At 68.8% G+C, this 25,848-nt stretch carries 18 protein-coding genes and 1 pseudogene; 8 read left to right on the top strand and 11 right to left on the bottom strand.

The features are described 5' to 3' along the window. Window positions 1-159 precede the first annotated feature (159 nt). The 3 genes from C8P69_RS04035 to C8P69_RS04025 are packed head-to-tail and all read left to right on the top strand — an operon-like array spanning window position 160 to window position 5,232. Window positions 160-834, top strand: a complete 675-nt coding sequence (locus C8P69_RS04035; RefSeq protein WP_108175486.1) for a winged helix-turn-helix domain-containing protein — start codon at window positions 160-162, stop codon at window positions 832-834. Between the two features lie 53 nt (window positions 835-887). Continuing rightward, window positions 888-2,288, top strand: a complete 1,401-nt coding sequence (locus C8P69_RS04030) for a sensor histidine kinase (RefSeq protein WP_108175484.1) — start codon at window positions 888-890, stop codon at window positions 2,286-2,288. Continuing rightward, a complete protein-coding gene (locus C8P69_RS04025) occupies window positions 2,260-5,232 on the top strand; it encodes a bifunctional [glutamine synthetase] adenylyltransferase/[glutamine synthetase]-adenylyl-L-tyrosine phosphorylase (RefSeq protein WP_108174599.1) in 2,973 nt (990 codons plus the stop codon). Before C8P69_RS04030 ends, C8P69_RS04025 begins: the two co-directional genes overlap by 29 nt. Before the next feature lie 486 nt (window positions 5,233-5,718). On the opposite strand, the gene C8P69_RS04015 is transcribed toward C8P69_RS04025, so the two are convergent. Then, window positions 5,719-8,022: an ATP-binding protein gene (locus C8P69_RS04015; protein ID WP_108174597.1), complete on the bottom strand. Its 2,304-nt coding sequence runs from the start codon at window positions 8,020-8,022 to the stop codon at window positions 5,719-5,721. A gap of 149 nt (window positions 8,023-8,171) precedes the next feature. Further along, window positions 8,172-10,814, bottom strand: a complete 2,643-nt coding sequence (gene pepN, locus C8P69_RS04010; RefSeq protein WP_108174596.1) for an aminopeptidase N — start codon at window positions 10,812-10,814, stop codon at window positions 8,172-8,174. A 146-nt stretch (window positions 10,815-10,960) separates the two neighbouring features. Between pepN and C8P69_RS04005 the strand changes: the two genes are divergently transcribed. Both C8P69_RS04005 and C8P69_RS04000 read left to right on the top strand, forming a co-directional pair. Beyond that, the gene (locus C8P69_RS04005; RefSeq protein WP_108174595.1) at window positions 10,961-11,782 is read left to right on the top strand and encodes an alpha/beta hydrolase; all 822 of its coding nucleotides are present in this window, start codon (window positions 10,961-10,963) and stop codon (window positions 11,780-11,782) included. A gap of 67 nt (window positions 11,783-11,849) precedes the next feature. Beyond that, a complete protein-coding gene (locus tag C8P69_RS04000) occupies window positions 11,850-12,212 on the top strand; it encodes a c-type cytochrome (RefSeq protein ID WP_108174594.1) in 363 nt (120 codons plus the stop codon). A gap of 288 nt (window positions 12,213-12,500) precedes the next feature. Here the strand turns inward: C8P69_RS04000 and C8P69_RS03995 are convergent, their stop codons facing one another. From C8P69_RS03995 to C8P69_RS03960, 8 genes are all read right to left on the bottom strand, one after another. Continuing rightward, window positions 12,501-13,718 carry an acyl-CoA dehydrogenase gene (locus tag C8P69_RS03995; RefSeq protein ID WP_108174593.1) on the bottom strand — a complete coding sequence of 406 codons (1,218 nt, stop codon included), beginning with the start codon at window positions 13,716-13,718 and terminating at the stop codon, window positions 12,501-12,503. Between the two features lie 70 nt (window positions 13,719-13,788). Further along, window positions 13,789-15,018 (bottom strand): MFS transporter, encoded by a 1,230-nt coding sequence (locus C8P69_RS03990; RefSeq protein WP_108174592.1) that lies wholly within the window; start codon window positions 15,016-15,018, stop codon window positions 13,789-13,791. A gap of 81 nt (window positions 15,019-15,099) precedes the next feature. Beyond that, a complete protein-coding gene (locus C8P69_RS03985) occupies window positions 15,100-16,716 on the bottom strand; it encodes an ABC transporter ATP-binding protein (RefSeq protein ID WP_108174591.1) in 1,617 nt (538 codons plus the stop codon). After that, a complete protein-coding gene (locus C8P69_RS03980) occupies window positions 16,713-17,597 on the bottom strand; it encodes an ABC transporter permease (RefSeq protein WP_245901861.1) in 885 nt (294 codons plus the stop codon). Before C8P69_RS03980 ends, C8P69_RS03985 begins: the two co-directional genes overlap by 4 nt. A gap of 44 nt (window positions 17,598-17,641) precedes the next feature. After that, window positions 17,642-18,583, bottom strand: a complete 942-nt coding sequence (locus C8P69_RS03975) for an ABC transporter permease (RefSeq protein WP_108174589.1) — start codon at window positions 18,581-18,583, stop codon at window positions 17,642-17,644. A 66-nt stretch (window positions 18,584-18,649) separates the two neighbouring features. After that, the gene (locus C8P69_RS03970) at window positions 18,650-20,254 is read right to left on the bottom strand and encodes an ABC transporter substrate-binding protein (protein ID WP_108174588.1); all 1,605 of its coding nucleotides are present in this window, start codon (window positions 20,252-20,254) and stop codon (window positions 18,650-18,652) included. A gap of 148 nt (window positions 20,255-20,402) precedes the next feature. After that, window positions 20,403-21,842 (bottom strand): amidase, encoded by a 1,440-nt coding sequence (locus C8P69_RS03965; RefSeq protein WP_108174587.1) that lies wholly within the window; start codon window positions 21,840-21,842, stop codon window positions 20,403-20,405. A 91-nt stretch (window positions 21,843-21,933) separates the two neighbouring features. Continuing rightward, a complete protein-coding gene (locus C8P69_RS03960; RefSeq protein ID WP_245901860.1) occupies window positions 21,934-22,263 on the bottom strand; it encodes a hypothetical protein in 330 nt (109 codons plus the stop codon). A gap of 144 nt (window positions 22,264-22,407) precedes the next feature. On the opposite strand from C8P69_RS03960, the gene C8P69_RS03955 reads away from it, so the two are divergent. The 3 genes and pseudogenes from C8P69_RS03955 to C8P69_RS03945 all read left to right on the top strand — a co-directional run. Beyond that, complete coding sequence (locus C8P69_RS03955) at window positions 22,408-23,193, top strand: maleate cis-trans isomerase family protein (protein ID WP_108174586.1); 786 nt, start codon at window positions 22,408-22,410, stop codon at window positions 23,191-23,193. A 126-nt stretch (window positions 23,194-23,319) separates the two neighbouring features. After that, entirely contained in the window at window positions 23,320-24,093 is a 774-nt protein-coding gene (locus tag C8P69_RS03950) for an NAD(P)/FAD-dependent oxidoreductase (RefSeq protein ID WP_170118113.1), read from the top strand. Window positions 24,094-24,832: 739 nt separating this feature from the next. Further along, window positions 24,833-24,970: pseudogene (locus C8P69_RS03945) on the top strand (IS3 family transposase); the annotation flags it as partial. Window positions 24,971-25,256: 286 nt separating this feature from the next. Here C8P69_RS03945 and C8P69_RS03940 read toward each other — a convergent pair. After that, window positions 25,257-25,685, bottom strand: coding sequence for a MerR family transcriptional regulator (locus tag C8P69_RS03940; RefSeq protein ID WP_108174584.1), 429 nt, complete (start codon window positions 25,683-25,685; stop codon window positions 25,257-25,259). Between the last annotated feature and the right edge of the window lie 163 nt (window positions 25,686-25,848).

The following is a 25,848-nucleotide window of genomic DNA, read 5'->3' as shown; positions in this document are numbered from 1 at the left end:
ACTCACGAGGGATCCCGGTGGCAACCCCAGTCGCCCCCCGCTGCCGGGATCCTCTCGCGCGGGGCGGTCGGTCACCATGCCGGCCGCCCCGTTTTTGCGTGGCCGTGAGCCGCATCGCCGTCTCGCAAAGCGCCCGAGGGGCCGTGTAACATGCCGACCATGCGCATCCTGATCATCGAGGACGACCGCGAAGCCGCGTCCTATCTCACCAAAGCCTTCCGCGAGGCCGGGCATGTGGCCGACCACGCCGCCGATGGCGAGGATGGCCTCGCCATGGCGCTGGACGGCCCCTACGACGTGCTCATCGTCGATCGCATGCTGCCGAAGAAGGACGGCCTCTCCGTCATCGGCGAGCTGCGCGCCGCGGGCCGCGAGACGCCCGTGCTCATCCTCTCCGCGCTCGGCCAGGTCGATGACCGCGTGAAGGGCCTGCGCGCCGGCGGCGACGACTACCTGCCGAAGCCCTATTCCTTCTCCGAGCTGCTCGCCCGCGTCGAGGTGCTCGCCCGCCGCCGCTCCTCCGCCGGCGCGCCGGAGACCGTCTATCGCGTCGCCGATCTCGAGCTCGACCGCCTGTCGCATCGCGTCAGCCGCGGCGGCGAGGACATCATCCTCCAGCCGCGCGAGTTCCGCCTGCTCGAATACCTGATGAAGAATGCCGGGCAGGTGGTGACCCGCACCATGCTGCTGGAGCACGTGTGGGACTATCACTTCGATCCGCAGACCAACGTCATCGACGTCCATGTCTCGCGGCTGAGGTCCAAGATCGACAAGGGCTTCGAGCGGCCGCTGATCCACACCATCCGCGGCGCCGGATATACGGTGCGCCCGTGACGGCGGCGGCCCCTCCGCGGCCCGCCGGACCCATCCGGCGGCGCCTGTCCGGCATGCGGTCGCTGCTGTCGACGACCGCCTTCAAGATCATCGCGGCCTATCTTTTCATCTTCGTCCTCTTCGCCGGCTTCGTCATCGGCTGGCTGGGCTTTGCCACCCAGCGCCAGCTCACCGACCAGCTCACCGAGACGATTACCGCCGAGGTGAGGGGCCTTGCCGAGCAATATGCCATCGGCGGCATCCGCCGGCTCGTCGACGTGGTGGAGGAGCGCGGCAACCGGCCCGGCGCCTCGCTCTATCTCGTCGCCACCTTCTCCGGCGTGCCCATTGCCGGGAATATCGGCGACCTGCCATCGGGCACCCTCGGCCGTCCGGGCTGGATCGAGACCGACTATCGCCGCGCCGGCGAGAGCGCCACCGACCGGCCGCACCGCGCCATCGCCCAGGTCTTCGGACTTCCCGGCAATTTCCGCCTTCTCGTCGGCCGCGACCTCGAGGACCGCGACCGGATGCGCGACATCTTTGGCCGCGGCTTTCGCATGTCGCTGCTCGTCGCGCTGGTGCTTGGCCTGCTCGGCGCCTATTTCGTCACGCGGCGTGTCCTGAAGCGCGTCGACGCCATGACCGACATGTCCCGCCGCATCATGGATGGCGACCTCACCGGGCGCCTGCCGACCGGCGGCTCGCGGGACGAGCTCGACCGCCTTGCCGGCTCGGTCAATGACATGCTCGGCCGCATCGAGGCGCTGATGGCCGGCATGAAAGAGGTCTCCGACAACATCGCCCACGACCTCAAGACGCCGCTGACCCGCCTGCGCAACAAGGCGGAGGAGGCCCTGCGCGGCGAGGCCTCCGACGAGGCTTATCGCACGGCTCTCACCGGCATCATCGAGGAATCCGACGGGCTCATCCGCACCTTCAACGCCCTGCTGATGATCGCCCGCGCCGAAGCCGGCAACCAGCGCGAGGGCATGGGGCCGGTGGACCTCGGCGAGATCGCCCGCGGCGTCGGCGAACTCTACGAGCCCGTCGCCGATGAGGCGGGCGTCACGCTTACAGTCGCCGCCGGGCCCATGCCGGTCACCGGCAGCCGCGAACTGCTCAGCCAGGTCATCGCCAATCTCGTCGACAACGCCGTGAAATATGGCCGCGTCGAGGGCCAGGCGGGCGAGGTCACGGTCACCGTCGCGGCGGAGGGGACGGAGGCCGTGCTTACCGTCGCCGACCGCGGCCCCGGCATCGCCGATGCCGATCGCGGCCGGGTGCTCGACCGTTTCGTGCGGCTGGAGACCAGCCGTTCGCGCCCCGGATCGGGCCTCGGACTGTCGCTGGCGGCGGCGGTGGCGCGCCTCCATGGCGGCTCCATCGCCCTCGGTGACAATCAGCCGGGTTTGAAGGTCACGCTGCGTCTGCCAAGGTCGGCCGATGACCCGCGTGCCGCGATTAAGACCTGATGATTCGACGCCGCCCGGCCTTGCCGCGCGGCTGAAGGCGGCGCCCGTCCTGCCGAAGGGCGAGAGCGCTGCGAAGCGCATCGCCGCCTTCCTCGACGGCGTTGAGGACGCGGCCGTGCGTGAGGGCTTGGCCAGCCTCCTGAAGGCGCCGAAGGTCCGCGCCCTGGTCGCGGGTATCCTCGTCCACTCACCCTTCCTGGCGGGGATCGCCACCCACCACCCCGCCCATCTGCTGGCGCTGCTGGCCGAGGACCCGGATGCCTGCTTCGCCCGGCTGAAGGCCGAGGCGGTCGCCGCCTGCCGCAAGGCGCGCAGCGACGAGGGGGTGGGACGGGCGCTGCGCCGCTTCCGCTCGGAGGTGGCGCTGCTGGTGGCCTTGGCCGACATCGGCGATGTCTGGCCGCTGGAGACGGTGACGCGGGCGCTCACCGAGACCGCCGACCTCGCCGTCGCCGAGGCCGTGGTGCATCTCATGAGCGACTTCGCCGAAGCAGGGACCCTTGCCCCGCCAGATCTGAAGCGCCCCGAGGCCGCCTCCGGCTACATCGTGCTCGCCATGGGCAAGCACGGCGCCTTCGAGCTCAACTATTCCAGCGATATCGACCTCATCGTCTTCTTCGACCCCGACAAGGCGCCGATGGCGCCGGGCAAGGACGCCCAGCCCGCCTATGTGCGCCTGACCCAGCGTCTGGTGAAGATCCTCCAGGAGCGCACCGCCGACGGCTATGTCTTCCGCACCGACCTGCGCCTGAGACCCGATCCCGGCGCGACGGCGGTCGCCATCTCGGTGCCCGCGGCGCTGCATTATTACGAGACGATCGGCCAGACCTGGGAACGCTCCGCCTTCATCAAGGCGCGGCCCTGCGCCGGCGACATCGCGGCCGGCGAGGCCTTCCTGCAGGAGATGCAGCCCTTCATCTGGCGCAAATATCTCGACTACACGGCGGTGGCCGACGTCCATGCCATGAAGCGACAGATCCACGCCTTCCGCGGCCATGACGCGGTTGCGGTCGAGGGGCACAACATCAAGCTCGGCCGCGGCGGCATCCGCGAGATCGAGTTCTTCGTCCAGACCCAGCAGCTCATCGCGGGAGGCCGCAACGCGAGCCTGCGCGTGCGCGACACAATCACCGGGCTGGAGCGCCTGCGCGAGGCGGGCTGGGTGGCGCCGGAGACGCGCCTCGCCCTCGAACAGGCCTATCGCTATCTGCGGCGCGTCGAACATCGCCTGCAGATGGTCGCGGACGAGCAGACCCATTCGCTGCCTGAGAGCACCGAGGGCGTCACCCGCATCGCCCAGTTCCTCGGCTATCGCGACCACGCCGCCTTCGCCGAGGCGCTGACCGCCGAACTCCGCCCGGTCGAGGCGGCCTATGCCAAGCTCTTCGAGACCCTGCCGCCGCTCGCCGAGGTGAAGGGAACGCTGGACCTTGCCTCCGAGCCGCCCAAGGCGACGACGCTTGCCAGCCTCAAGGACCTCGGCTTCACCGATCCGCCCGCCGCCATTGCCACCGTGCTGGGCTGGCAGAACGCCAAGTCGGGCGGCCTGCGCGCCCGCGAGGCCCGCGAGCGCGTGGCCGAACTCGCCCCCGCCCTGATCGATGCCCTCTCGCGCTCGGGCGATGCCGATCTCGGCCTGCGCGCCTTCGACCGGCTGCTCAGCCGCCATTCCCAGCCGATCGAACTGCTGGCGATCCTGCGGACCCATCCGGGCCTGCTGGAGCTCATCTCGCAGATCCTCGGCTCGGCGCCTCGCCTCGCCGACCTGCTGGGCCGCCGCGCCCATGTGCTCGACGCGCTGCTGGAGCCAGCCTTCTTCGGCGAACTGCCCTCCGATGCGGCGCTGGCCGCGCGCCTCGCCGCCACGCTCGGCGATGCCGCCGATGCCGAGGACGTGCTCGACCGCGCCCGCATCTTCGGCCAGGAGCAGCTGTTCCTGACCAGCGTCCGCGTGCTCGCCGGCACCGTCTCGGCGGAAGCCGCCGGCCAGGCCTTCGCACGGCTCGCCGAACAGCTCATCAAGGCGCTTTACGACGCCGTCACCGGCTGGATCGCGAGCGCCCACGGCACGGTGCCGGGGATGCGGACCGCGGTCGTCGCTATGGGCAAGCTCGGTGGCCGGGAGATGACGGCGGGCTCCGACCTCGACCTCATCCTCCTCTATGACCACGACCCCAACGAGACGGCGTCCGACGGGCCGCGGCCGCTATCGGGGAGCCACTATTTCTCCCGTCTCACCCAGCGCCTCGTCAGCGCGCTGTCGGCGCCGACCTCCGAGGGCGTGCTCTACGACGTCGACCTGCGGCTGCGTCCGTCAGGCCGCTCCGGCCCTGTCGCCACCCATCTGGCGGGCTTCCGTGCCTACCAGGCGAAGGAAGCCTGGACCTGGGAGCACATGGCGCTGACCCGCGCCCGCGTCATCGCGGCATCGCCGGGCTTCGAGCCGGAGGTGACGGAGACCATCCGCAAGGTGCTCACGGCCAAGCGGCCGGCCAAGGCGACCCTCGCCGACATCGTCGACATGCGCCGCGCCATTGCCGAGGACAAGGGCGAGGACGACCGCTGGGACCTGAAATATGTGCGCGGCGGGCTGATCGACATCGAGTTCGTGGCGCAGGCGCTGCAGCTCGTCCACGGCGCGCGCCATCCCGAGATCCTCGATCCCAACACGATGCGGGTGCTCGACCGCGCCACGGCGGCAGGCCTGGTGAAACCGGCCGAGGGTGACGTGCTCCGCAATGCCTGCCGGCTCTACCAGCGCCTGACGCAGATCCTCCGGCTCTGCCTCGTCGAGGGCTTCGACAAGAACAAGGCCTCGCCGGGGCTGAAGCGGCTGCTGGCGCGGGCGGGCGAACTGCCGGACTTCGCCACCCTCGATGCCCATCTGGCCGAGGTGCAGAAGCAGGTCCGCAAGGCTTTCGAGGCGATCGTCGGGGAGATTTGAGGGCGTGCTTCACCTCTCCCCGGCGGGGAGAGGTCGACGAGCGTCAGCGAGGGGGTGAGGGGGAGTCTTCATGCCCTCAAACTGCCCCCTCTCCCGGCCTTCGGCCGACCTCTCCCCACCGGGGAGAGGTGGGTGCGCGCCCCGCAGATCTGTGTGATTGCGGTCGAGTCACCCTCCTCGCGTCATGCCCGCCCCTGTGGCGGGCATCCACGACTTGACCACTGTCCGATGAGAATTCGTGGATGCCCGGCACAAGGCCGGGCATGACGGACAGGGTGTCCGCGACCCAGCTGGGCATTGCCAAAGTGCGTCCTTCGAGGCTCGGGCCAAGGCCCTCGCACCTCAGGATGAGGACGGTTGTGCGCGGGATGGGGGCTTGCGACGGATCAGTGCCGCGCTCGCTGCCGGGCACCCCGTTCCTCATCCTGAGGTGCGAGCGTCAGCGAGCCTCGAAGGACGCACTGTCCTGCCTGCAGCGGATAGACCTCACGCCTCGACCGACACCGGCCCATCCACCGGCAGCCGCACCACCACCGTCGTGCCCTGGCCGACAGTCGAGCGGATGCGCAGCGAGCCGCCATGCATCTCCGCCAGCGACTTGGCGATGGCGAGGCCAAGGCCCGAGCCCTGGTGGTTGCGCGAGAACTGGCTCTGCACCTGCTCGAAGGGCTTGCCGAGCTTGGCGATGGCATGGCGCGGAATGCCGATGCCGGTGTCCTCGATGGCCAGGGTGATGTAGCCGCGCGCCCGCCGCGCCCGCACCGAGATCATGCCGCCGCGCGGGGTGAACTTCACGGCGTTGGAGAGGAGGTTCAGGGTGATCTGCTTCACCGCGCGGCGGTCGGCGACGAGGTCCATGCCGGTCGGCACCTCCGCCTCGATGAGGATCTCCTTGTCGGCCGCCATCTTGGAGACGACGCGCATGGTCTCCTCCAGCGTCTCGTCGAGCCGCGTCTCGACCGTCTCAAGCCGCATCCGCCCGGCCTCGATCCGCGCCATGTCGAGGATGTCGTCGATGAGCGACAGGAGGTAGTGGCCGCTGGCGTGGATGTCCTTGGCGTATTCGCCGTATTTCGGCGCGCCGAGCGGCCCGAAATGGCCCTCCTTCAGCACTTCCGAGAAGCCGATGATGGCGTTGAGCGGCGTGCGCAGCTCGTGGCTCATATTGGCGAGGAATTCCGACTTGGCGCGGCTGGCCTCTTCGGCCTGGGTCTTCTGGTCGGAATATTTCTCCGCCAGCTCGGCGAGCTGCTGGGTCTGCATCTCCAGCACGTACTGGCTCTTCTGCAGCTGGGCGACGCTGGCGCGCAGGCGCTGCTCGCTGGCGGTCAGCTGGGTCTCGTGGCGCTTCAGCGCGGTGATGTCGGTGCCGACCGAGACGAAGCCGCCGCAATGGGTGCGCCGCTCCGAGATCTGCAGCCAGCGGCCATCGGCGAGCTCCATCTCGATGTCGCGCGAGCCGGGCGCGCGCTCGGAGAGGATGCGCCCCTCCTTGATCTTGGCGCCGCCGCCGGCCGCGGCGAGGATCTCGTGGTAGCGCGCGCCGGGCCGCGCCTCGTCCTCGCTGAGGCCGTTCAGCTCGCGGAACTTGGAATTGCACACGACGATGCGGTCCTCGTCGTCGCAGACCACGAAGGCCTCGGAGATGGTCTCGATCGCCTCGCGGATGCGGTGGTCGGCGGCGGCGTTGCGGGCGGCGATGTCGAGCTGCTCGGTGATGTCGACAACGATGCCGACGAAGCGCGGATGGCTGACGCCGGCAAGCATGAGGCCGCGGCCGCGCGCCCTCAGCCAGATCCAGCGGCCATCGGCATGGCGCATTCGGAACTGGAAGTCGACGGCATTGCGCGGATCGAGATCGGTGAGTTCGGCGATGCCGCCGAGATAGCCGTCCTCGGGGTGGAGGAGGGGGAGGAGTTCGTCGAAGGTGACCAGGCCCTCGCGGTCGCGGATGCCGAGGATCTCGAACATCGAGGTCGACCAGTACATCTGGCTGGTGCCGATCTCCCAGTCCCACAGGCCGCAGCCGCCGCTCTCCAGCGCCGCGTCGATGGTGGCGCGGGCATTGTGGTTGATCATGTCGGCGGTGGCGGCGCGCACCGTCTGGACGTGGAAGGCGAAGCCGATGACCAGCAGCAGCAGGCCGGTCGTCGCGAAGAGCGTGCCGAGCAAGAGGGACGAGCGGCCCCACTGTGCCAGGGCGGCATCCGTGGTCTGGACGACATAGAGCCGGCCGGGGGCAGTCGGCAGGGCGCGCGCCACGATGATGGCGCCGCTGCCGTCGGTGAGCGTGCCGTGGCTGCCGGCCCCGGCCATCGGCAGGGCGGAGCGGAAGGCATCGCCCGCCGGGCGGCCGAGCCAGCGCTGGCGCAGGGACGGCGGGGTCGCCGCGACGACGAGGCCGTCGGCGTCGGTCGCGAGCATGGCGCGGCCGGCCTGCACGCCGATGCGCGCGGCGGTGATGTCGAGGGCGGCCTGAACGGCGGCGGCCTGGGCGGCGCCGGCCGCGGCGCTGCGATGGGCGAGGTCGATTTCGACGGCTGCCGCGGCGACCTCGAGATCGGCCTCCAGCGCGTTGAGGATGTCGGTACGGTTGTTGAGGATCTGCTGGACCGCGCCAGCGCCCATGACGACGATGAAGGCGACGATGAGGGTCGGCACGAGACGCCGCAGCAGCGGCTCGTAGGGGGCGAGCCGCGTCTCGATCGAAGCGTTGATCGAGCGGGCGAAGCCCTCCGGCCGCAAGGCATGAATCAGCGCGTCCGCGCTGGGCGCAGCATTGCGCTCCATCGCCGGTGTCCCCCGTCGAATCCTGGAAAATCCGGTCCGGAGTCCGAGCCCCAGCCCCCCCGAATCGCGGTCATAAGAATCGATTTGGACGACTCCTGTCTAGAGTCGCCGAATCGCGAATTCGGAAATTTTTAGTTAACGCCGTAGGACTATTTGCCGGGCTCGCTCAGCATCCGGTCGACGATGTCGCGCACGTCCGGCGACAGGCCCGCGACGCCCGCCACGCGCTCCAGCGCAGCCCTTGCCAGCGACCGCCGCCCCCCCTCCAGCGCCCGCCAGCTGCGGAAGGCCTGGAGCAGGCGCGCCGCCACCTGCGGGTTGCGCGGATCGGTGTCGGTCACCACCCGGGCCAGGAAGGCATATCCCGCGCCGTCCGGCCGGTTGAACTGCGTGGCATTGCCGGTGGCGAAGCCGCCGACGAGGGCCCTGAGGCGGTTCGGATTGCCCATGGCGAAGGCGGGATCGGCGAGCAGCGCCTCGACACGGGCGAGCGTGCCATCCTCCGGGATGGCCGCCTGCAGGGCGAGCCACTTGTCGAGGATGAGCGCGTCCGTGCGGTAGCGCTCGCGGAAGGCGGCGAGCGCCGCCTCGCGCCGCGCCCCCGGATGCTGGGCGAGGACGGCGAGGGCGGCGAACCGGTCAGTCATGTTGTCGGCGCCGGCGAAGCGCGCCTCGACCACGGCGAGGCGGGCATCGTCGCCCGAGGCCGCCCAGAGGTCGAGCGCGACATTGACCAGGGCGCGGCGGCCGGCCGAGGCCGCGTCGGGGCTGTAGGGGCCGGGCGTCGCAAAGCGCTCGCGCAGGGCCGCGAGGCGGTCGCCGAGGGATGCCGAGAGATGCAGCTTCAGCGTCTTGCGCGCGGCGAAGACGGCGGCCGGATCGACCTCCGCCCCCATCTCGCGGGCAATGTCGGCTTCGGACGGCAGCGTGAGCGCCTGGGCCGCGAAGGCCGGATCGGCCGCCGCGCCGTCGATGACATGGGCGAGGGCCGCAGCGATGGCATCGGCACCGCCCGGGCGGGTGTTGCCGCGGCTGGCGCCGACCAGATGCTCGGTCGCCAGGGACTGGATCGCCTGCCAGCGATTGTAGGCGTCGCCGTCATGGCCGGCGAGGAAAGCGAGATCTGCCGCCGTGAGGTCGGTCTTCAGGGCCACCGGCGCGGAGAAGCCGCGATTGATGGACAGAACGGGCCGCGTCGGGTGGCCGGAAAAGGTGACGGTCTTCTGCGGCTCGTCCAGCGTGATGACGGCGGCGACCTGCCGGCCGTCCTCGTCGAGCAGCGGCCGGTCGCGGCCGTCCTCGCCGACGAGGCCGAAGGCGAGCGGGATCACCATGGGCTGCTTGTCGGTCTGGCCGGGCGTCGGCCGGTGGCGCTGGGACAGCGTGACGGTGAAGGTGCCGGCGACGGCGTCGTGGCGCGTCGCGACGCTGACCTCGGGCGTGCCGGACTGGCGATACCAGAGGAAGAACTGGGAGAGGTCGCGGCCGCCCGCCTCGGCGAAGCAGGCGATGAAATCCTCGACCGTCGCCGCGTCCCCGTCGTGGCGGGCGAGGTACAGGTCCATGCCTGCGCGGAAGGCCGTCTCGCCGATCAGGACTTTCAGCGCGCGGATGACCTCGGCGCCCTTCTCATAGACAGTCGCCGTGTAGAAGTTGTTGATCTCGTGATAGATTTCCGGCCGGACCGGATGGGCGAGGGGGCCCGCATCCTCGGCGAACTGGTGGCTCTTCAGCAGCCGTACGTCGGCGATGCGCTTCACCGCCCGCGAGCGCATGTCGGAGGAGAATTCCTGGTCGCGGAAGACGGTCAGGCCCTCCTTGAGGCAGAGCTGGAACCAGTCGCGGCAGGTGATCCGGTTGCCGGTCCAGTTGTGGAAATATTCGTGGGCGATGATCGCCTCGATCGCCGCATAGTCCTGGTCGGTGGCGGTGTCGGGCAGCGCCAGCACATATTTGTCGTTGAAGATGTTGAGGCCCTTGTTCTCCATCGCGCCCATGTTGAAGTCGGACACGGCGACGATGTTGAAGACGTCGAGGTCGTACTCGCAGCCGAAGGCCTCCTCGTCCCAGCGCATGGAGCGCTTGAGCGCGTCCATGGCATAGGCGCAGCGGTCCTCCTTGCCGTGCTCGACATAGATGCCGAGCGCGACCTCGCGCCCCGATCGGGTGGTGAAGCTGTCGGTGACCACCGCGAGATCGCCGCCGACCAGGGCGAAGAGATAGCTCGGCTTGGGATGCGGGTCGTGCCACACCGCGTAGTGCCGACCGTCGGGAAGGTCGCCCGCCTCCACGAGGTTGCCGTTGCCGAGCAGGACGGGCGCGGCCTTCTTCTCGGCCTCGATCCGCGTCGTGTAGACGGCGAGCACGTCAGGCCGGTCGGGAAAATAGGTGATGCGGCGAAAGCCCTCGGCCTCGCACTGAGTGCACCAGGTGCCGGAGGAGCGGTAAAGACCCATCAGCTGGGTGTTGGCCTGCGGGTCGATCACCGTCTCCACCGTCAGGCGGAAGGGCCCGCGCGGCGGCTGGTGGATGGTCAGGCGGTCGGGCGTCGCCGCATAGGCGTCCGTCGCCAGCGCCACGCCGTCGATGGCAATGGAGGCCAGCATCAGTCCGTCGCCATCGAAGACGAGGGGCGCGCCAGCGCGGCCCTGGCGGTGCGGCGCTACCTCGCTCGTGGCGCGGATCCGCGTCGCGGTCGGATGCAGCACCACGTCGAGATGCACCTGCGTGACCACATGATCCGGCACCCGGTAGTCCGAGAGTTTCACGGGCGTCGCCTGGTCACTGCGCATCGATCGAATCCTGCCGATGGGCCCCATCGTGGCCCCGCGCGACCCTAGTCCATGACGGCGCCCGGCGGAATGGCGGACCGGCGGCAGCGGCGCTGGCATCGCCGGACCGCCTGGGGCAGCATGCGCGCTGACCGGAAAGGCCCGCCATGCCCCTCGACCTCGACGCCGAATACAACAACCGCGCCATGGTGCCGGACCATCCCGCCATCATGGCCGCCTGGGTTCGCGATGCGGCGGCCTATCGCGCGGGGCGGCCGGATGCGCAGCTGGACCAGGCCTATGGCACCGGCGAGCGCCACCGCTACGACCTCTTTCCCGCCGCCAGCCCGCGTGCGGGCGCCCCCATCCTGCTCTTCATCCATGGCGGCTACTGGCAGGCGCTCGACAAGACCTCCTTCAGCCACATGGCGGCCGGCGCCAATGCCCACGGCCTCGATGTCGCGGTGATGAGCTACGACCTCTGCCCGCAGGTGAAGCTCGGCGAGATCGTCGACCAGGTGATTGCCTGCACCCGCGCGCTTCACCGGGTCACGGGCCGCCGCGTCCTGCCCTTCGGCCACTCGGCGGGCGGGCATCTCGCCGCCTGCCTTGCCAGCGCGAACTGGCCCTGGATCGGCGAGGCGCCGGAGATCATCGCCGCGGCCATGCCGATCTCCGGGCTGTTCCATCTCGCCCCGCTCCGGGCGACCTTCGTCAACAAGGCCATGGGCATGGAACCCGGAGACGTCTCGCGCCTCTCGCCCATCACATGGTCGCCGCGGCCGGGGCTGAAAGTCACGGCGGTGGTGGGGGGCGATGAATCCTCCGAATATCACCGCCAGACCCGCACGCTGGTCTCCTGCTGGAGCGCGCTCGGCGTCGTGGCGAAGGAGATCGTCGTGCCGGGCGCCAACCATTTCACCGTCATCGCGCCCTTCGCCGATCCGGCCTCGGCGCTGACGGCGGAACTGGTGGCGCTCGCGGGTTGATCGACCGCAACGCGGCGCAAGGCCGGGCGTGGGACGATTCCTTTCGTTCCACCGCCCGGAGACCGCCATGCGCCCCCGCCTCGTGACCATCCTGGCCCTTGCCGCCGGCCTCGCGCTCGGCGCCACGGCTGCCGCCGCCCAGAGCCAACGGGTGCTGGTCCAGCGCGGTGAGGCGCTGGTGAAGCAGAACTGCTCGCTCTGCCACGCGGTAGGCCGCGACGGCGCGAGCCCCTATCCCAATGCGCCGCTCTTCCGCGAGCTGTCGAAGCGCTATCCGGTGGACGTGCTGGAGGAGGCGCTGGCCGAGGGCTTCACCTCCGGCCATCCGGCCATGCCGGAATTTACCTTCTCGGCCGAGCGCGCCGCGGCGATCGTCGCCTATCTCTCGTCCATCCAGGTGGAGCCCAACGCCCGCCCGCAGCGGCGCTGAGAAGGCCTACCTTCTCCCATTCCCGCCGGATGAGGCGCTGCTCCACCTCTCCCCGGCGGGGAGAGGTCGGCCGGAGGCCGGGAGAGGGGGCTCCTGGGTCTTGAGAAGTCTCCCCCTCACCCGCCTCGCTGCGCTCGTCGACCTCTCCCCGCCGGGGAGAGGTGGGTGCTGCGCCCTTCATCCCCCCCGTGGAGCCGCCGCGGTCCTGCGTGAAGCCCTGTCGGTGCCCAAAAGCAGAAGGCCCGGCGCAATGGCCGGGCCTTCCGCATTCATCCCTGAACCCTGCGATCAGAAGAACGCCTGGATGCCGGTCTGGGCACGGCCGAGGATCAGCGCGTGCACGTCGTGCGCGCCCTCGTAGGTGTTGACCGTCTCGAGGTTCACCATGTGGCGGATGACATGGTACTCGGCCGAGATGCCGTTGCCGCCGTGCATGTCGCGGGCGAGGCGGGCGATGTCGAGCGCCTTGCCGCAATTGTTGCGCTTCATCAGCGAGATGGCCTGCGGCGCGAAGTTGTGGTCCTCCATCAGCCGGCCGAGGCGCAGCGCGCCGTGCAGACCAAGGGTGATCTCGGTCTGCATGTCCGCGAGCTTCTTCTGCACGAGCTGCGTGGCCGCCAGCGGCTTGCCGAACTGCTTGCGGTCCAGCGTGTACTGGCGGGCGCGGTGCCAGCAATCCTCGGCGGCGCCCATGGCGCCCCAGGCGATGCCGTAGCGGGCGCGGTTGAGGCAGCCGAACGGACCGGACAGGCCCTTGGCGTTCGGCAGCATGTTCTCCGCCGGCACGAAAACGTCGTCGAGGACGATCTCGCCAGTGATGGAGGCGCGGAGCGAGACCTTGCCCTCGATCTTCGGGGTCGAGAAGCCCTTCATGCCGCGCTCGACGATGAAGCCGCGGATGGCCTCGTCGGTCTTGGCCCAGACCACCGCCAGATCGGAGATCGGCGAGTTGGTGATCCACATCTTCGAGCCCTTGAGGATGTAGCCGCCGTCGACCTTGGTCGCGCGCGTCTTCATGCCCGCAGGATCAGAGCCGGCATCGGGCTCGGTCAGGCCGAAGCAGCCGACCCACTCGCCCGAGGCGAGCTTCGGCAGGTACTTCTTGCGCTGCGCCTCGGAGCCATAGGCGTAGATCGGATACATGACGAGCGAGGACTGCACCGAGCAGGCCGAGCGATAGCCCGAGTCGACGCGCTCCACCTCGCGGGCGATGAGGCCGTAGGCGACATAGCCGAGATCGGCGCCGCCATATTCGGACGGGATGGTCGCGCCGAGCAGGCCGAGCTCGCCCATCTCGTTCATAATCTCGCGGTCGAAGCGCTCCTCGAGGAAGGCCGAGGTCACGCGCGGCAGCAGCTTTTCCTGGCAATAGGTGCGGGCGGTTTCCTGCACCATGCGCTCTTCCTCGGTGAGCATGCCATCGAGGTTCAGCGGGTCTTCCCAGTTGAACTCCTCGCTGTCCTTCACATAGGAGCCGGAAGCGGGGGTGATCGCGGCGACAGCCATGGCAATGATCCTCGAACGAATGATGCCGTTGTCTTAGGGCAGGAACCCCGCATCGCCAAGCGGTGGATGGTCATAGGCCTCCTGCCGCGGTGGCGGGGGCGGGCAGGGCGGCGAGCCTTGCCAGCGGCGAGGCAAGGCAGGCGAGCGCCGAGGCGCCAAAGGCGATGGCCACGAGAATGAGCGCGGCATCGAGGCCGAAACCCTGCGCCATGGCCCCGCCGGCCAGCGCGCCGAGGGGCCGGACGCCGTAGATCGCCACTTGGATCGTCGCCGTGACGCGGCCCATCAGCTCCGGCGGCGTGACGATCTGGCGTACGGTCAGCTGCATGACCAGCCACAGGATCGGGCCGAAGCCGATCAGCGCGAAGGCGAAGCCCGCAAGCCCGATGCCGCCAAGGCTCGGAGCCGTGAGGATGGCCAAAGCCGCCAGCGCCGAGACGCAAGGGCCGAAGACCAGCAGCACCCGCGGCTGCAGCTTTGCGAGCAGGGCCGGGGCGGCGAGCGCGCCAGCGATCATGCCGAGGCCGGCAAAGCCCTGGGCAAGGCCCGCGCCGGCCGCATCGGTGGAGAGCCTGGCGAGCGCGAAGGGCACGAAGACCGCGAGCAGGGCGATGAAGGCGAAGTTCCAGAACACCGCGCAGAGCGCGATGGCCCGCAGCAGCGGATGGCGGATGACGAAGCGGGTGCCCTCGGCGATGGCGGTGAGCACCGGCGGGCGAGCGGCCGGTGCGGCCGCTGCGGGCCGGAGCCCCATGCCGAGCACGAGGGCGCCGAGGGTCAGCACCGCGGCGAGCGGATAGGCGGCGGCGGGCGAGAGCCGGGTGGCAAGGACGCCGACCAGCATGGGCGCGGCGGCCGTCGCCAGCGCGCGGGCAAGCTCGATCCGCGCATTGGCGGCCGGCAGGCCCGCCGCGGGCACCATGCGCGGCACGAGGCCCACCTGCACCAGCACGAAGGTCACGGTGCCCGCCGAGGCGATGAAGACGGCCGCAGCCAGCAGCGCTGGCGAGGCCATCTGCGCCGCCGCGATGGCGGCGATCATGCCGGCAAGGGCAAGCACCAGGGCGACACGGATGACGCGCGGCGCCGGCAGGCGGTCGACCAGCACGCCGGCCGGCAGCGAGACGAGGAGCCAGGCCGCCGTCTGCGCCGCGACGAGCAGGCCCACCATGGCGGGGCCGGCGCCGAGCAACAGCACGGCGGTGACGGGCAGGGCGGCGAGAGCGATCTGGTCAGCCGCCTGGACCAGGGCGGCCGTGGCGAAGAGGCGGGAGAAGGCGGCGGGGCGTTGGGGGGTCATGGCGGGGCTCCTGTCCCGCCGACCCTGCCGGCGCGGAGCCCGCACCGACACCCGATCCCTGCACCCGTTTTCTGCGCGGCCTCAGGCGACGCGCGCGAACTGGAAGTTCCGGCCCGGCGCCGCCTCGAACAGCGAGCGCGTATAGGCGTGCTGCGGATTGGCGAAGACCTCCGCCGTGCGCCCGTGCTCCACCACCACGCCGTTCTGCATCACCGCGATCCGGTCGCAGATCTGGGCGGCGACGCGCAGGTCATGGGTGATGAAGAGGACGGCGAGGTCGAAGCGCTTGCGGACGTCGTCGAGGAGGTCCAGCACCTGCGCCTGCACCGACACGTCGAGGGCGGAGACCGCCTCGTCGGCGATGAGGATTTCCGGCTCCATGGCGAGCGCCCGCGCAATGCAGATGCGCTGGCGCTGGCCGCCCGAGAACTGGTGCGGATAGCGGTCGAGTGCATCCGGCGACAGGCCGACGAGCTTCATCAGGTCGCGCGCCTTGGCGATCGCATCGGCCTCGGAGACGCCGAAATTCATCGGCCCCTCGATGATCGAGGCCCCGACAGAGCGGCGGGGATTGAGCGACCGATAGGGGTCCTGGAAGACGATCTGGCAGTGCTTGCGATGCGGCCTCAGCTGCCGCTCCGGCAGCTTGGCGATGTCCATGTTGCCGACGACGATGCCGCCCGAGGTCGGCTCGATCAGCCGCGCGATGCAGCGGGCAACGGTCGACTTGCCCGAGCCGCTCTCGCCGACGATGCCGAGCGTCTCGCCGCGGCGGACGCGGATCTCGACATCGGAGGCGGCACGCACCTCGCGCTTCTTCTGGAAGAAACCGCCGCCGCCATAGACCTTGCAGAGCTTCACCGTTTCCAGCGCCACGTCGCCCGTGCGGTCGTCGCGCTGCGGCGGGGTGAGGGTCGGCACCGCGTTGATGAGCATCTGGGTGTAGGGATGCTGCGGGTTGGTCAGGACCTCCGTGGCCGTGCCGGTCTCGACCACATGGCCCTTCTGCATGACGACCACCCGGTGGGCGATCTCGGCGACGACGCCGAAATCATGGGTGATGAACAGCACGCCGGTGCCGCGGCGCTCCTGCATCTCGGCGACGAGCCTGAGGATCTGCGCCTGCGTGGTCACGTCGAGGGCCGTGGTCGGCTCGTCGGCGATCAGCAGGGCCGGATCGAGCACCAGCGCCTGGGCGATCATGATGCGCTGGCGCTGGCCGCCCGAGAGCTGGTGCGGATAGGCGTCGTACATCTTGATGGGATCGGGCAGGCGCACCGATTCCATCACCGCGATCACCTTCTCCTTGCGCTCGGTGGCGCCGAGGTCGGTGTGGATGCGCAGCACCTCGTCGATCTGCTCGCCGCAGGTGACGACCGGGTTCAGCGCCGTCATCGGCTCCTGGAAGATCATCGACATGCGCGTGCCGCGCAGGTCGCGCAGCCGGTTGGCGCTGGCCTTCAGGACGTTCTCGCCCTCCAGCAGGATCTCGCCGGCGGCAACGGTGAGCTGGCCCTTCGGCAGGAGCCCCATCACGGCGTGGGAGGACACCGACTTGCCCGAGCCGGATTCGCCGACGACGCAGACGATCTCGCCGGGATTGACGGTGAGCGAGACATTCTCAACGGCGAACTTGCGGTCGGCGCCCTTCGGCAGCTGAACCGTCAGGTTGCGGATCTCGAGGATCGGTCCGGTCATCCGCGCTTCTCCATTTTCGGATCGAGCGTGTCGCGCAGCCCGTCGCCGAGCATGTTCACGGCGAGCACCGTGAGGGCGAGGAAGATGCCCGGATAGAGGATGTTGTGGGGGAAGATGCGGAAGAGCTGGCGGCCCTCCGCCATGATGTTCCCCCAGGTCGGCACATCCGGCGGGATGCCGATGCCGAGGAAGGACAGGATCGCCTCCACCAGGATCGCCGAAGCGCAGATGAAGGTGCCCTGGACGATGAGCGGCGCCACCGTGTTCGGCAGGATGTGGCGGATGATGAGCTTCAGCGTCGGCGTGCCGGCGGTGACGGCGGCCTCCACATAGGGCTCCTCGCGCACCGACAGCACCACGGATCGGACGAGGCGCACGACGCGTGGGACCTCTGGCACCACGATGGCGATGATGACGGAGGCGAGCCCCGCGCGTGACAGCGACACGACGGCGATGGCGAGCAGGATGGCGGGGATCGCCATGAGCCCGTCCATGATCCGCATGATGATGCTGTCGAGCCAGCGGAAGTAGCCGGCTGCCATGCCGATCACCAGGCCGATGCTGACCGAGAGGATGGCGACGGAAATGCCGATGAAGATGGAGACGCGGGCGCCATAGACGACGCGGGAGAAGACGTCCCGGCCGAGCGTGTCCGTGCCCATGTAGTGGGTGACGGTGGCGCGCGTGCCGTCATCCATCCGCATGGTGCTGGTGGCCATGGGCACGCGGTTGCGCGCGCCGGGATTGATGGCCGTCGGATCGGACGTGGCGATGAGCGGCGCGATGAGGCCGATGAAGACCATCACCAGCACGATGGCGATGCCGACGATGACATTGGGGCTGCGCAGCAGCTTGCGCCAGACGGTCGGCTTGGCGGGCAACGGGACTGCGGTTTCCGCCACGGGCGAAGAAGAGGCTGGGGCGGTCAATAGCGGATCCTCGGATCGAAGATCGTGTAGGACAGGTCGACGATCAGGTTGATCAGGACGTAGACGAAGGAGAAGGCCAGGATGATCGCCTGGATCACCGGGAAGTCGCGGGCCAGCACCGCATCGACGGTGAGGCGGCCGAGGCCGGGGATCGAATAGACGCTCTCCGTCACCACCACGCCGCCGATGAGCAGGGCGACGCCGATGCCGACCACGGTGACGATGGGCACGGCGGCATTCTTCAGCGCGTGCTGGAACAGCACCTTCACTTCCGTCTGGCCCTTGGCGCGGGCGGTGCGGATGTAGTCCTCCGACAGCACCTCCAGCACGCTGGTGCGGGTCATGCGGGCGATCAGCGCGATGTAGATCACCGACAGGGTGAAGGCCGGCAGCACCAGGCTGCGGAACCACGGGAAGACGCCGCCGCTGATGCGCTGGTAGCCCTGGACCGGGAACCAGCCGAGCTTGATGGCGAAGATGTAGATGAGCAGGTAGCCGATGACGAAGACCGGCACTGAGAAGCCGATCACCGAGAAACCCATGACGATGCGGTCGATCCAGGTGCCCTGCCGGTAGGCCGCGAGCACGCCGAGCGGAATGGCGATGACGACCGCCAGAACGATGGTGAGGAAGGCGAGCGACAGGGTCGGCTCGATGCGCTCGGAAATGAGCTCGAAGACGGTCTTGCGGAAGAAGAAGCTCTCGCCGAGGTCGCCGCGCAGGATGCTGCCGAGCCAGATGAAGAACTGCTGCAGGATGGGCTGCTCGAGGCCGAGCTTGGTGCGGATGTCGAGGATCTGCTGGGTCGTGGCGTTGTCGCCGGCGATGATCGCGGCCGGGTCGCCCGGGGTGAGCCGCAGCATCAGGAACACCATCACGGCGACGGTGAACAACACGGGCACGGTCGCTGCGAGGCGTCGGAGGATATAGGAAATCATGATCGAAAAGGCCTGTGGCAATGAGGAGACGGCGGCCGGAGTACCCGGCCGCCGGTCGTCACATGCTCAAGCGCCGCGGCCCTTCTCGATGTTCCAGAACACCGGGGCCGGCGCTTCCAGCCAGCCCGAGATGTTCGACCGGTGGGCGCCCGGCTGGTACCACTGACCCAGGTGGACATGGGTCGGAGCTTCGGCGACGCGGCGCTGCACCGCCTCGGCGATCTGCTTCTGCTCGGCTTCCGAGCCGGCGCGGGCGAACCGGGCGCGCAGTGCCTCGATCTCCGGGTCGTTCGGCCAGCCGAAGGCGGCACGGTCGCCCGAGGCGTTGAAGAAGCCGGCCATGACCGGGTTGAGGATGTCGGCGGCGACCCACGAGGTGAGCATGGCCGACCAGCCGCCCTGCGTCGGCGGATCGCGCTTCACGCGGCGGGCGACGACCGTCTGCCAGTCCATCGACTGCATGTCGACGACGAAGCCGGCGCGCTCGAACAGCGCCTTGGCGACCGGGGCGAGGTTGGTGAGCACCTGCAGGTCGGTCGAGTGCAGCAGCACCACCGGCTCGCGGGCATAGCCGGCCTCCTGGAGGAGCTGGCGCGCCTTGGCGAAGTTGCTCTCGAGCTTGTCTTCCATGCCGGCCAGCGTCTCGAGCGGCGAGCCGCAGACGAACATGGCCTTGCAGACCTTGTAGTACTCGGGATCGCCGATGGTCGCCTTCAGGAAGTCCTCCTGGTTCAGCGCATAGAGCGCCGCCTGGCGGATCTTCGGGTTGTTGAACGGCGCGGTCGTGTGGTTGAAGCGCAGGGTGTACTGATTGCCGAGCACGTTCCAGTTGTGCAGCTTGACGTTGCGGTCCGACTTCAGCAGCGGCAGCAGGTCATGGCTCGGCGCCTCGATCAGGTCGATCTCGCCGGCCTGCAGCGCGTTGATCGCCTGCTGCTGGTCGGTGATGACGCGCCACTCGACGCGGTCGACCTTGGCGACCTTGCCGCCGGCGAGGCCGGAAGCCGGCTCGGAACGCGGACGATAGCCCTGGAACTTGGCGTAGACCGCCCGGTCGCCCGGCTTCCACTCGTCACGCACGAACATGAAGGGGCCGGAGCCCACGAACTCGGTGATCTGCGTCTGCGGGTCGGTCTCGGCGACGCGCTTCGGCATCATGAAGGGCACGTTCGAGGACGGCTTGCCGAGGGCGAAGATGAGCAGGCCCGTCGGCTCCTTCAGCTTGATCTCGAAGGTCTTGGGGTCTTTGGCGTCCATCGAGGCGATGAAGCCCATGACCGTCTGGCCGAGCGGGTCGCGGGCGGCCCAGCGGCGGATCGACGGGATGATGTCGGCGGTGGTGACGGGCTGGTTGTCGTGCCACATCAGGCCGTCGCGCAGCACGAAGGTGTAGGTGAGCTTGTCGTCGCTGACCGTGTAGCGGTCCACCATCTGCGGCTGGACCTGGCCCTTCGAGTCGAGCGCGAAGAGCGTGTCGTAGATCATGTAGCCGTGGTTGCGGACGATGTAGGCGGTCGTCCAGATCGGATCGATGATGCGCAGGTCGGAATGCATGACGACGCGCAGGACATTGGCGGCGCCCTGCGCCGAAGCGCCCGAGGCCCCTGCCAGCGCGCCGGCAGCCGCGGCACCTGCCACGACGCTGCGGCGGGACAACTTGACGGATTTCATGACCACTCTCCCCTGGAACGACACGGCTGGACCTTGTGCAAGCCGATCCCTGACCGCACTGAGACCGGATGAGACGATGGTTGGTAAGAGGGTGTCAATCCCGTTGCGCAGGCAACAGTCGCGCAAAAACCGTGCAGTCGTCTGATGCTTAGGCTGGACGGTGCGGCATCGGGACGCGCGCCGGCGGGCGCTCGGATTCGAAGGCCCGCATGGCCCTGAGCACGGTCGCCTCCTGGCGCTTCCAGCCGACGATCTGCAGGCCGATCGGCAGGCCGTCGCCATCGAGTCCGCAGGGCACCGTTCCGGCGGGCTGCTGCGTGACGTTGAACGGCGGCGTGTAGGGGCACCAGTCCGTCCAGAGGGGTCCCCATTCCGACTGACCGGCAAAACCCGGCGGCGGCAGGTCGGCCCCGAGCGGAATGGCGCCCGTCGGCATGGTCGGGGTGATCATCAGGTCGTAGCGCTCGAAGAAGCCGGCCATGGCGATCACCGCCTTGGTCCTGCGATAGAGCAGGGCGTCGATCAGGGCGGAGGCGGGGAAGCGAGAACCGGTCTCGGCGCAGGCGACGAGGCCGGGATCCATCTGGCGGCGCTGCTCCGGCGTGAAGGCCGACAGGGCGAGCGCCGCGCCGGCATTCCAGATGTCCCAGGCGATGGGGGCCGGGTCTTCCAGCGGCGGGTCGACCTCCTCGACGATGGCGCCCATGGCGGCGAAGGTCGCCGCCGCAGCCGCGACCGCCCGCTCCACCTGGGGGTCGAGCTTCTTCACGAAGCCAAGGCGCGGCGAATAGGCGATCCGCAGGCCCCGCACCCCGTCATTGATGCCGACGCCGTAGTCGGGCGCCGGCGTGTTCCAGGCCATGGGATCGCGCGCATCGGGGCCGGAGAGGATGGTGAGAAGAGCTGCCACCTCCCTGACATCGCGGGCGATGGGGCCGAGATGGGCGAGCTCGCCCATGACCGAGATCGGATAGGCCGGCACCCGTCCATAGGTCGCCTTGATGCCCGAGACGCCGCAGAAGGCGGCGGGGATGCGGATCGAGCCCAGCCCGTCCGAGCCCAGATGAAAGCGCCCGATGCCGAGCGCCGCGGCGACGGCGCCGCCCGAGGTCGAGCCGCCGGCGGTGCGGTCGAGGTTCCAGGGATTGCGGGTGTGGCCGGTGAGGGGAGAGGTCGACAGGCCGATCCAGCCGAATTCCGGCATGGTGGTCGTGCCGAGAATGACGAGACCGGCTTCCTTGCAGCGCGCAGTGACCGGCGCGTCGAAGGTCACCGGGGCCGCGGGCGCGACCTTCGACCCCTTCATCGACGGCCAGCCTTCGACCGCCATGTTGTCCTTGATCGTCACCCCGACACCGTCGAAGGGGCCGAGCGGCTCGCCCTTCGCCCAGCGCGCCTCCGATTCGCGCGCCCAGCCGAGCGTCCGCTCGCGGTCGATCAGCGCGAAGGCGTTGACGGTGGATTGGCTCGCCTCGGCCCGGTCGAGGGCGTCTTTCGCCACCTCCACCGGTGACAGGCGCCTTTTTCGGAAGGCCTCTCCCAGCGCGAAGGCATCGAGATCGGAGATGGCGGTGGCGTGTACGGTCATGGGGGCTCCTGACAGGAGGCTGGCACGGCGCACCACCCCATGGTCAAGGGGCGCATCCGCGCAGCCTTCATGCGTGGAGGGGAGAGGGCGGTCAGGCGTGGCGTCGGCGCCGCCGGCCCTTGCGCGCGGCCTTGATGGCGGCGATCCGCTCCACGTCCTCGACCTGCAGGTGGATGCCCCGCTCGAGGATCTCCAGCGTGTATTCCTCATAGGTGAGGCCGAGCCGGTCGGCCTTCTCCATCCGGAAGCGCATCACGTCGGGCGAGACCTTCTTCCAGACCTCGGCATGGGCGCGCTTCCAGTGGAGAAAGCGCTGGATCTCGCCCTTGCCCCAGGGCGGGGTATGCGTCTCCTCCTCGAGCGGCGGGCCGCCATTGTGACCGGCCGAGGGCAGGCGAACCCGGGCAGTCGCTGCCGCCAATGGTCCGATCCGCCGCTGCCGTCTCAATCGCATGCCATTCTCTCTCAAGAGAGATGATGATTCCATCATAATGGAATGATTGGCAAGGCCCTGCTTGACCTCGCGCCCTCTCCGCGATCCAACCGGGGGAGGGGAGGCGCTCGCATGGCCAAGGACAATTGGGGAGAACTCGCGCGCATCGGCATGTTCATTGTCGGCCGCGAGGTGGTGCCCGAGGCCGAATGGTGGGCCATGGCCCCGGCGGGCGTGTCGATCCATGCCGCCCGCGTCACCGCCGGGTCGCCCTGGGCGCCCTGGACCACCGACAGGACAGGGGTCACGCTGTGTGAAGATCTCGTCCGCGGCTGCCGTGATTTCGTGGCCATCGGCGTCGACGTGGCGGTGCTCGGCCATTCCTCCAGCAGCCTCGTCGGCGGTCCGGGCTGGGACGAGGCGACGATCACGGCGCTTGGCGCAGCGCTGGGCCCGAAGGTTCGCCCGACCACCAACGGCGCCGACGTGCGCGCGGCGCTCGCCCATCTCGGTGTGACCCGGCCGTTCCTGGTCATGCCCGCCTGGATGTCGGACAGCGTGCTCACCGCCGCCGGCCGCTATCTCGACGGATATGGCACGCCCGCATCGGCCATCTGGCGCTACCGGCCGCCTGCGCCCTGGGACGCGCTGCCGCCCGACGGGCTCTATCCCGCAGGCATGGCGACGGCGCAGGAGACCGAAGGGCTGATGGCGCAGGTGCTCGAACAATGCCCGGCCCATGCCGATGGCATCCTTCTCGCAGGCACCGGCTTCCGCTGCGTCGGCATCATCGCCGAGCTGGAAGCGCGGCTCGGGCGGCCGGTCGTGACGGCCAATCAGGCGAGCCTGTGGAATGCCTTGCGCCTCGCCGGCGTCACGGCAAAGCGCGAGGGCTATGGCGCGCTGCTGGCCGGCTGACACGGCTCTGCCGGCCTCGTGCGCGGGGGATGTAGCGGGCCATCAGCACAAAATTGCCGCCCGCATTTGATCGCCCAGCGCTTCTGGCGCGTAGACCCTGATGAGCAGCGATGACAGGGCATGCGCATGACGCGACGGTGGGCAGTGATCGGTGGTGGCATGGCGGGCCTTGCGGCCGCCCGGCGCCTGGCGGGGGCAGGGTGCGACGTCAGCATCTTTGACAAGAGCCGCGGCGTCGGCGGCCGGATGGCGACGCGCCGTGCCGAAGGCCTACAGTTCGATCATGGCGCGCAGTTCTTCACCGCCCGCGGCGACGGCTTCGTCCGCGAGGTCGAGGCCCTGGTGGGCGATGGCGGCGCCGCCGCCTGGGGCGAGGTCGGCTATGTCGGCACGCCTGGCATGAGCGCCGTCGGCCGGGCCTTCGCCCGCGGCCTGTCGATCATCCCGAGCCAGACCGTCACCCGCCTCGACCGCGACGGCGCGCGCTGGCGGATCGCCTCCGCCGAGGGCTATGAGACGCCGCCCGAGGGCTTCGACGGCGTCATCGTCGCGACGCCGGCCCCGCAGGCTGCCCCGATCCTCGCCTCGGCGGGAATCGACTGGTCCGGCACGGCGCGGGCCCGCTACGCCCCCTGCTGGGCGCTGATGATCGCCTTTGGCGCCATCGACGATCCGATCGGCGTCTCGCTGCGGCCGACCGACGAGGCCATCGCCTGGATTGCGGCCGATTCCTCTAAGCCCGGGCGGGCCGCCGGGTCGACCACCTATGTGATCCATGCCACGCCCGCCTGGTCGCGCCAGCATCTGGAGCGCACCCCGCAGGAGGTCGCGGCCATGCTGCTCGCCCGCTTCCAGCTGCTTAGTAGGCGTTCTCTGATCGGAGTCCCACATCCGCTCTAACTGGCTGAGAAGACGAACTTCCGATCATCACGATTCGCCAGCAACGGAGTCTCATTACTGATTGCAGCGGAGTCCCGACTGGCTTTCTGGCGATTATATCCGAGTCCGTTTCCAGAAGTGATTGGTCCGTATATTGTTTTTCCGACGGAAGTTCTCTGTCAATGTAATCTCCTCCGATCTGTCGAGAACAAAACAGAAGGGGCGGGTGGAGTATGTGCGTAGACCTAATCCGCCCCGCGCATTCACCTGCTGACAGGTGTTCTCCGCACCGAGCTATGCCGCTGCGTGTCAGCATGGAAATCTGTCTTCGTTCTATTGGGTTGACTTAACCGCAACCGCCAGGCGCTATGTTCACTCTTTGTTCTTGTACCGAGGGGTCGCGTATGAGTGGCATCAGTTATCACGTGGTCGTCACATTTGGGGTGGGCAAGGACGGCACATTGATGCCGGTCCTTGAAGAGGCAACCGCAACTCCACACGAGGCCATTCTGCTTGCCCGGAGGTTGGCCGACGTTCACGCCGGTGCCATTGCCTTCAGCCGCACCATGGATCTGGGGCTTGGCCGGTACGGTGCTGCAACGGTCCATGCCGTCGAGGGTCTCGTTCCCGAAGACTTGGCGCTCATGTGCGCTCGGCGACCGCCGCCAAGACGGCATGCTGGATGCGCGGACCTCTCGCGCAAGACGCCGAAGCCTCAAAGCCGTGAACCGAGAGCCTGGCCTAGGCTGGCATTGAGCCCTCCGTCGGGTTCGCGACGCTGACCTGGGTCGACTGGTTCAACAAGCGCCGCCTTTTTGAGCCCATCCTTAACATCCCGCCGGCCGAGGCCGAGGAACGCTACTACGCCTGGTTGGCAGAGACAGCGATGGCCGCATAACTTAAGACAACCAGCCTCCAGCAAAACCGGGACGGTTCATTCTCCACTCCTTCATCTGCCTAACGTTGCCCCCAGTTTCTAGTCAGCCGTGAGTTCGTTCCGGCGGTTGGTTGGACCCTGTCGGCGGGTTGAACGGTATCGACAGACGCGGAGCCATTTGCGAGGCATAGCGTCTGATCCCGCCGCGGGTGGAACGTGGCGGCGAAGTCCATCGGCGTCTGGGATCGGCAGTGCCGTGGTGTCCCTCCTCGGTCGTGAAGAGTTGGCTCGCGCTGATCTGCCGTGGCTAGCCCTTTTTGGGATTGCGAAGCTGACTATTCTCCGCCAACATCTCGACGACCATGCATTCGGATACAGATCCACCGGCGCACGCCGTAATCATCCGCCGCAGCACCTTGCGCAAAGCCGTGAGCGACGCGATCCGATGTTCGACGTCAGCAAGCCTGGCCCGGGCTATGACATCTGCCTCCGTGCAAGACCGCTGGGGATTGTCCTGAAGCGCGAGCAGCGCCCGGATCGCGTCGACCCCGAAGCCCAGCTCTCTAGCGTGACGGATGAAGGCGAGGCGCCGAATCTCCGCCTCGCTGTAGAGGCGCCGGTTGCCTTCCGACCGCAAGGGCGAGGGCAGCAGCCCGATCTGTTCGTAGTAGCGGATCGTCGGCACCTGCACGCCTGATTGCGCGGCTGCCTGGCCAATCGGCAATGCCTTTTTCATTTCAGCTTGCTCCTCTAGTCACTAGAGGATGTAGGGTGTTGGCCAGGATCGCAAGAAGATTAACCCACGAAAGCCAAAATGGATGTCGCCATCAGCAGTTAGAGCCCGTTACCGCATCGGCGGAATGGACTGCGTGTCATGCGCTACCAAGATCGAAACCGCT

This window comes from Phreatobacter oligotrophus (assembly GCF_003046185.1).
Taxonomy (GTDB): Bacteria; Pseudomonadota; Alphaproteobacteria; order Rhizobiales; family Phreatobacteraceae; genus Phreatobacter; species Phreatobacter oligotrophus.
The sequence above is the reverse complement of the archived record's forward strand: the minus strand, read 5'-3'. Positions and strand labels throughout refer to the sequence as shown.

Coding starts and splice junctions, on each gene's coding strand:
- C8P69_RS04030 (WP_108175484.1), top strand. CDS start 888: ATGCGGTCGCTGCTGTCGACGACCGCCTTCAAGATCATCGCGGCCTAT.
- C8P69_RS04000 (WP_108174594.1), top strand. CDS start 11,850: ATGCGCCCCCGCCTCGTGACCATCCTGGCCCTTGCCGCCGGCCTCGCG.
- C8P69_RS04015 (WP_108174597.1), bottom strand. CDS start 8,022: ATGGAGCGCAATGCTGCGCCCAGCGCGGACGCGCTGATTCATGCCTTG.
- C8P69_RS04005 (WP_108174595.1), top strand. CDS start 10,961: ATGCCCCTCGACCTCGACGCCGAATACAACAACCGCGCCATGGTGCCG.
- C8P69_RS03955 (WP_108174586.1), top strand. CDS start 22,408: ATGGCCAAGGACAATTGGGGAGAACTCGCGCGCATCGGCATGTTCATT.
- C8P69_RS04025 (WP_108174599.1), top strand. CDS start 2,260: ATGACCCGCGTGCCGCGATTAAGACCTGATGATTCGACGCCGCCCGGC.
- C8P69_RS03985 (WP_108174591.1), bottom strand. CDS start 16,716: ATGACCGGACCGATCCTCGAGATCCGCAACCTGACGGTTCAGCTGCCG.
- C8P69_RS03995 (WP_108174593.1), bottom strand. CDS start 13,718: ATGGCTGTCGCCGCGATCACCCCCGCTTCCGGCTCCTATGTGAAGGAC.
- C8P69_RS03990 (WP_108174592.1), bottom strand. CDS start 15,018: ATGACCCCCCAACGCCCCGCCGCCTTCTCCCGCCTCTTCGCCACGGCC.
- C8P69_RS03940 (WP_108174584.1), bottom strand. CDS start 25,685: ATGAAAAAGGCATTGCCGATTGGCCAGGCAGCCGCGCAATCAGGCGTG.
- C8P69_RS03965 (WP_108174587.1), bottom strand. CDS start 21,842: ATGACCGTACACGCCACCGCCATCTCCGATCTCGATGCCTTCGCGCTG.
- C8P69_RS03970 (WP_108174588.1), bottom strand. CDS start 20,254: ATGAAATCCGTCAAGTTGTCCCGCCGCAGCGTCGTGGCAGGTGCCGCG.
- C8P69_RS04035 (WP_108175486.1), top strand. CDS start 160: ATGCGCATCCTGATCATCGAGGACGACCGCGAAGCCGCGTCCTATCTC.
- C8P69_RS03950 (WP_170118113.1), top strand. CDS start 23,320: ATGACGCGACGGTGGGCAGTGATCGGTGGTGGCATGGCGGGCCTTGCG.
- pepN (WP_108174596.1), bottom strand. CDS start 10,814: ATGCGCAGTGACCAGGCGACGCCCGTGAAACTCTCGGACTACCGGGTG.
- C8P69_RS03975 (WP_108174589.1), bottom strand. CDS start 18,583: ATGATTTCCTATATCCTCCGACGCCTCGCAGCGACCGTGCCCGTGTTG.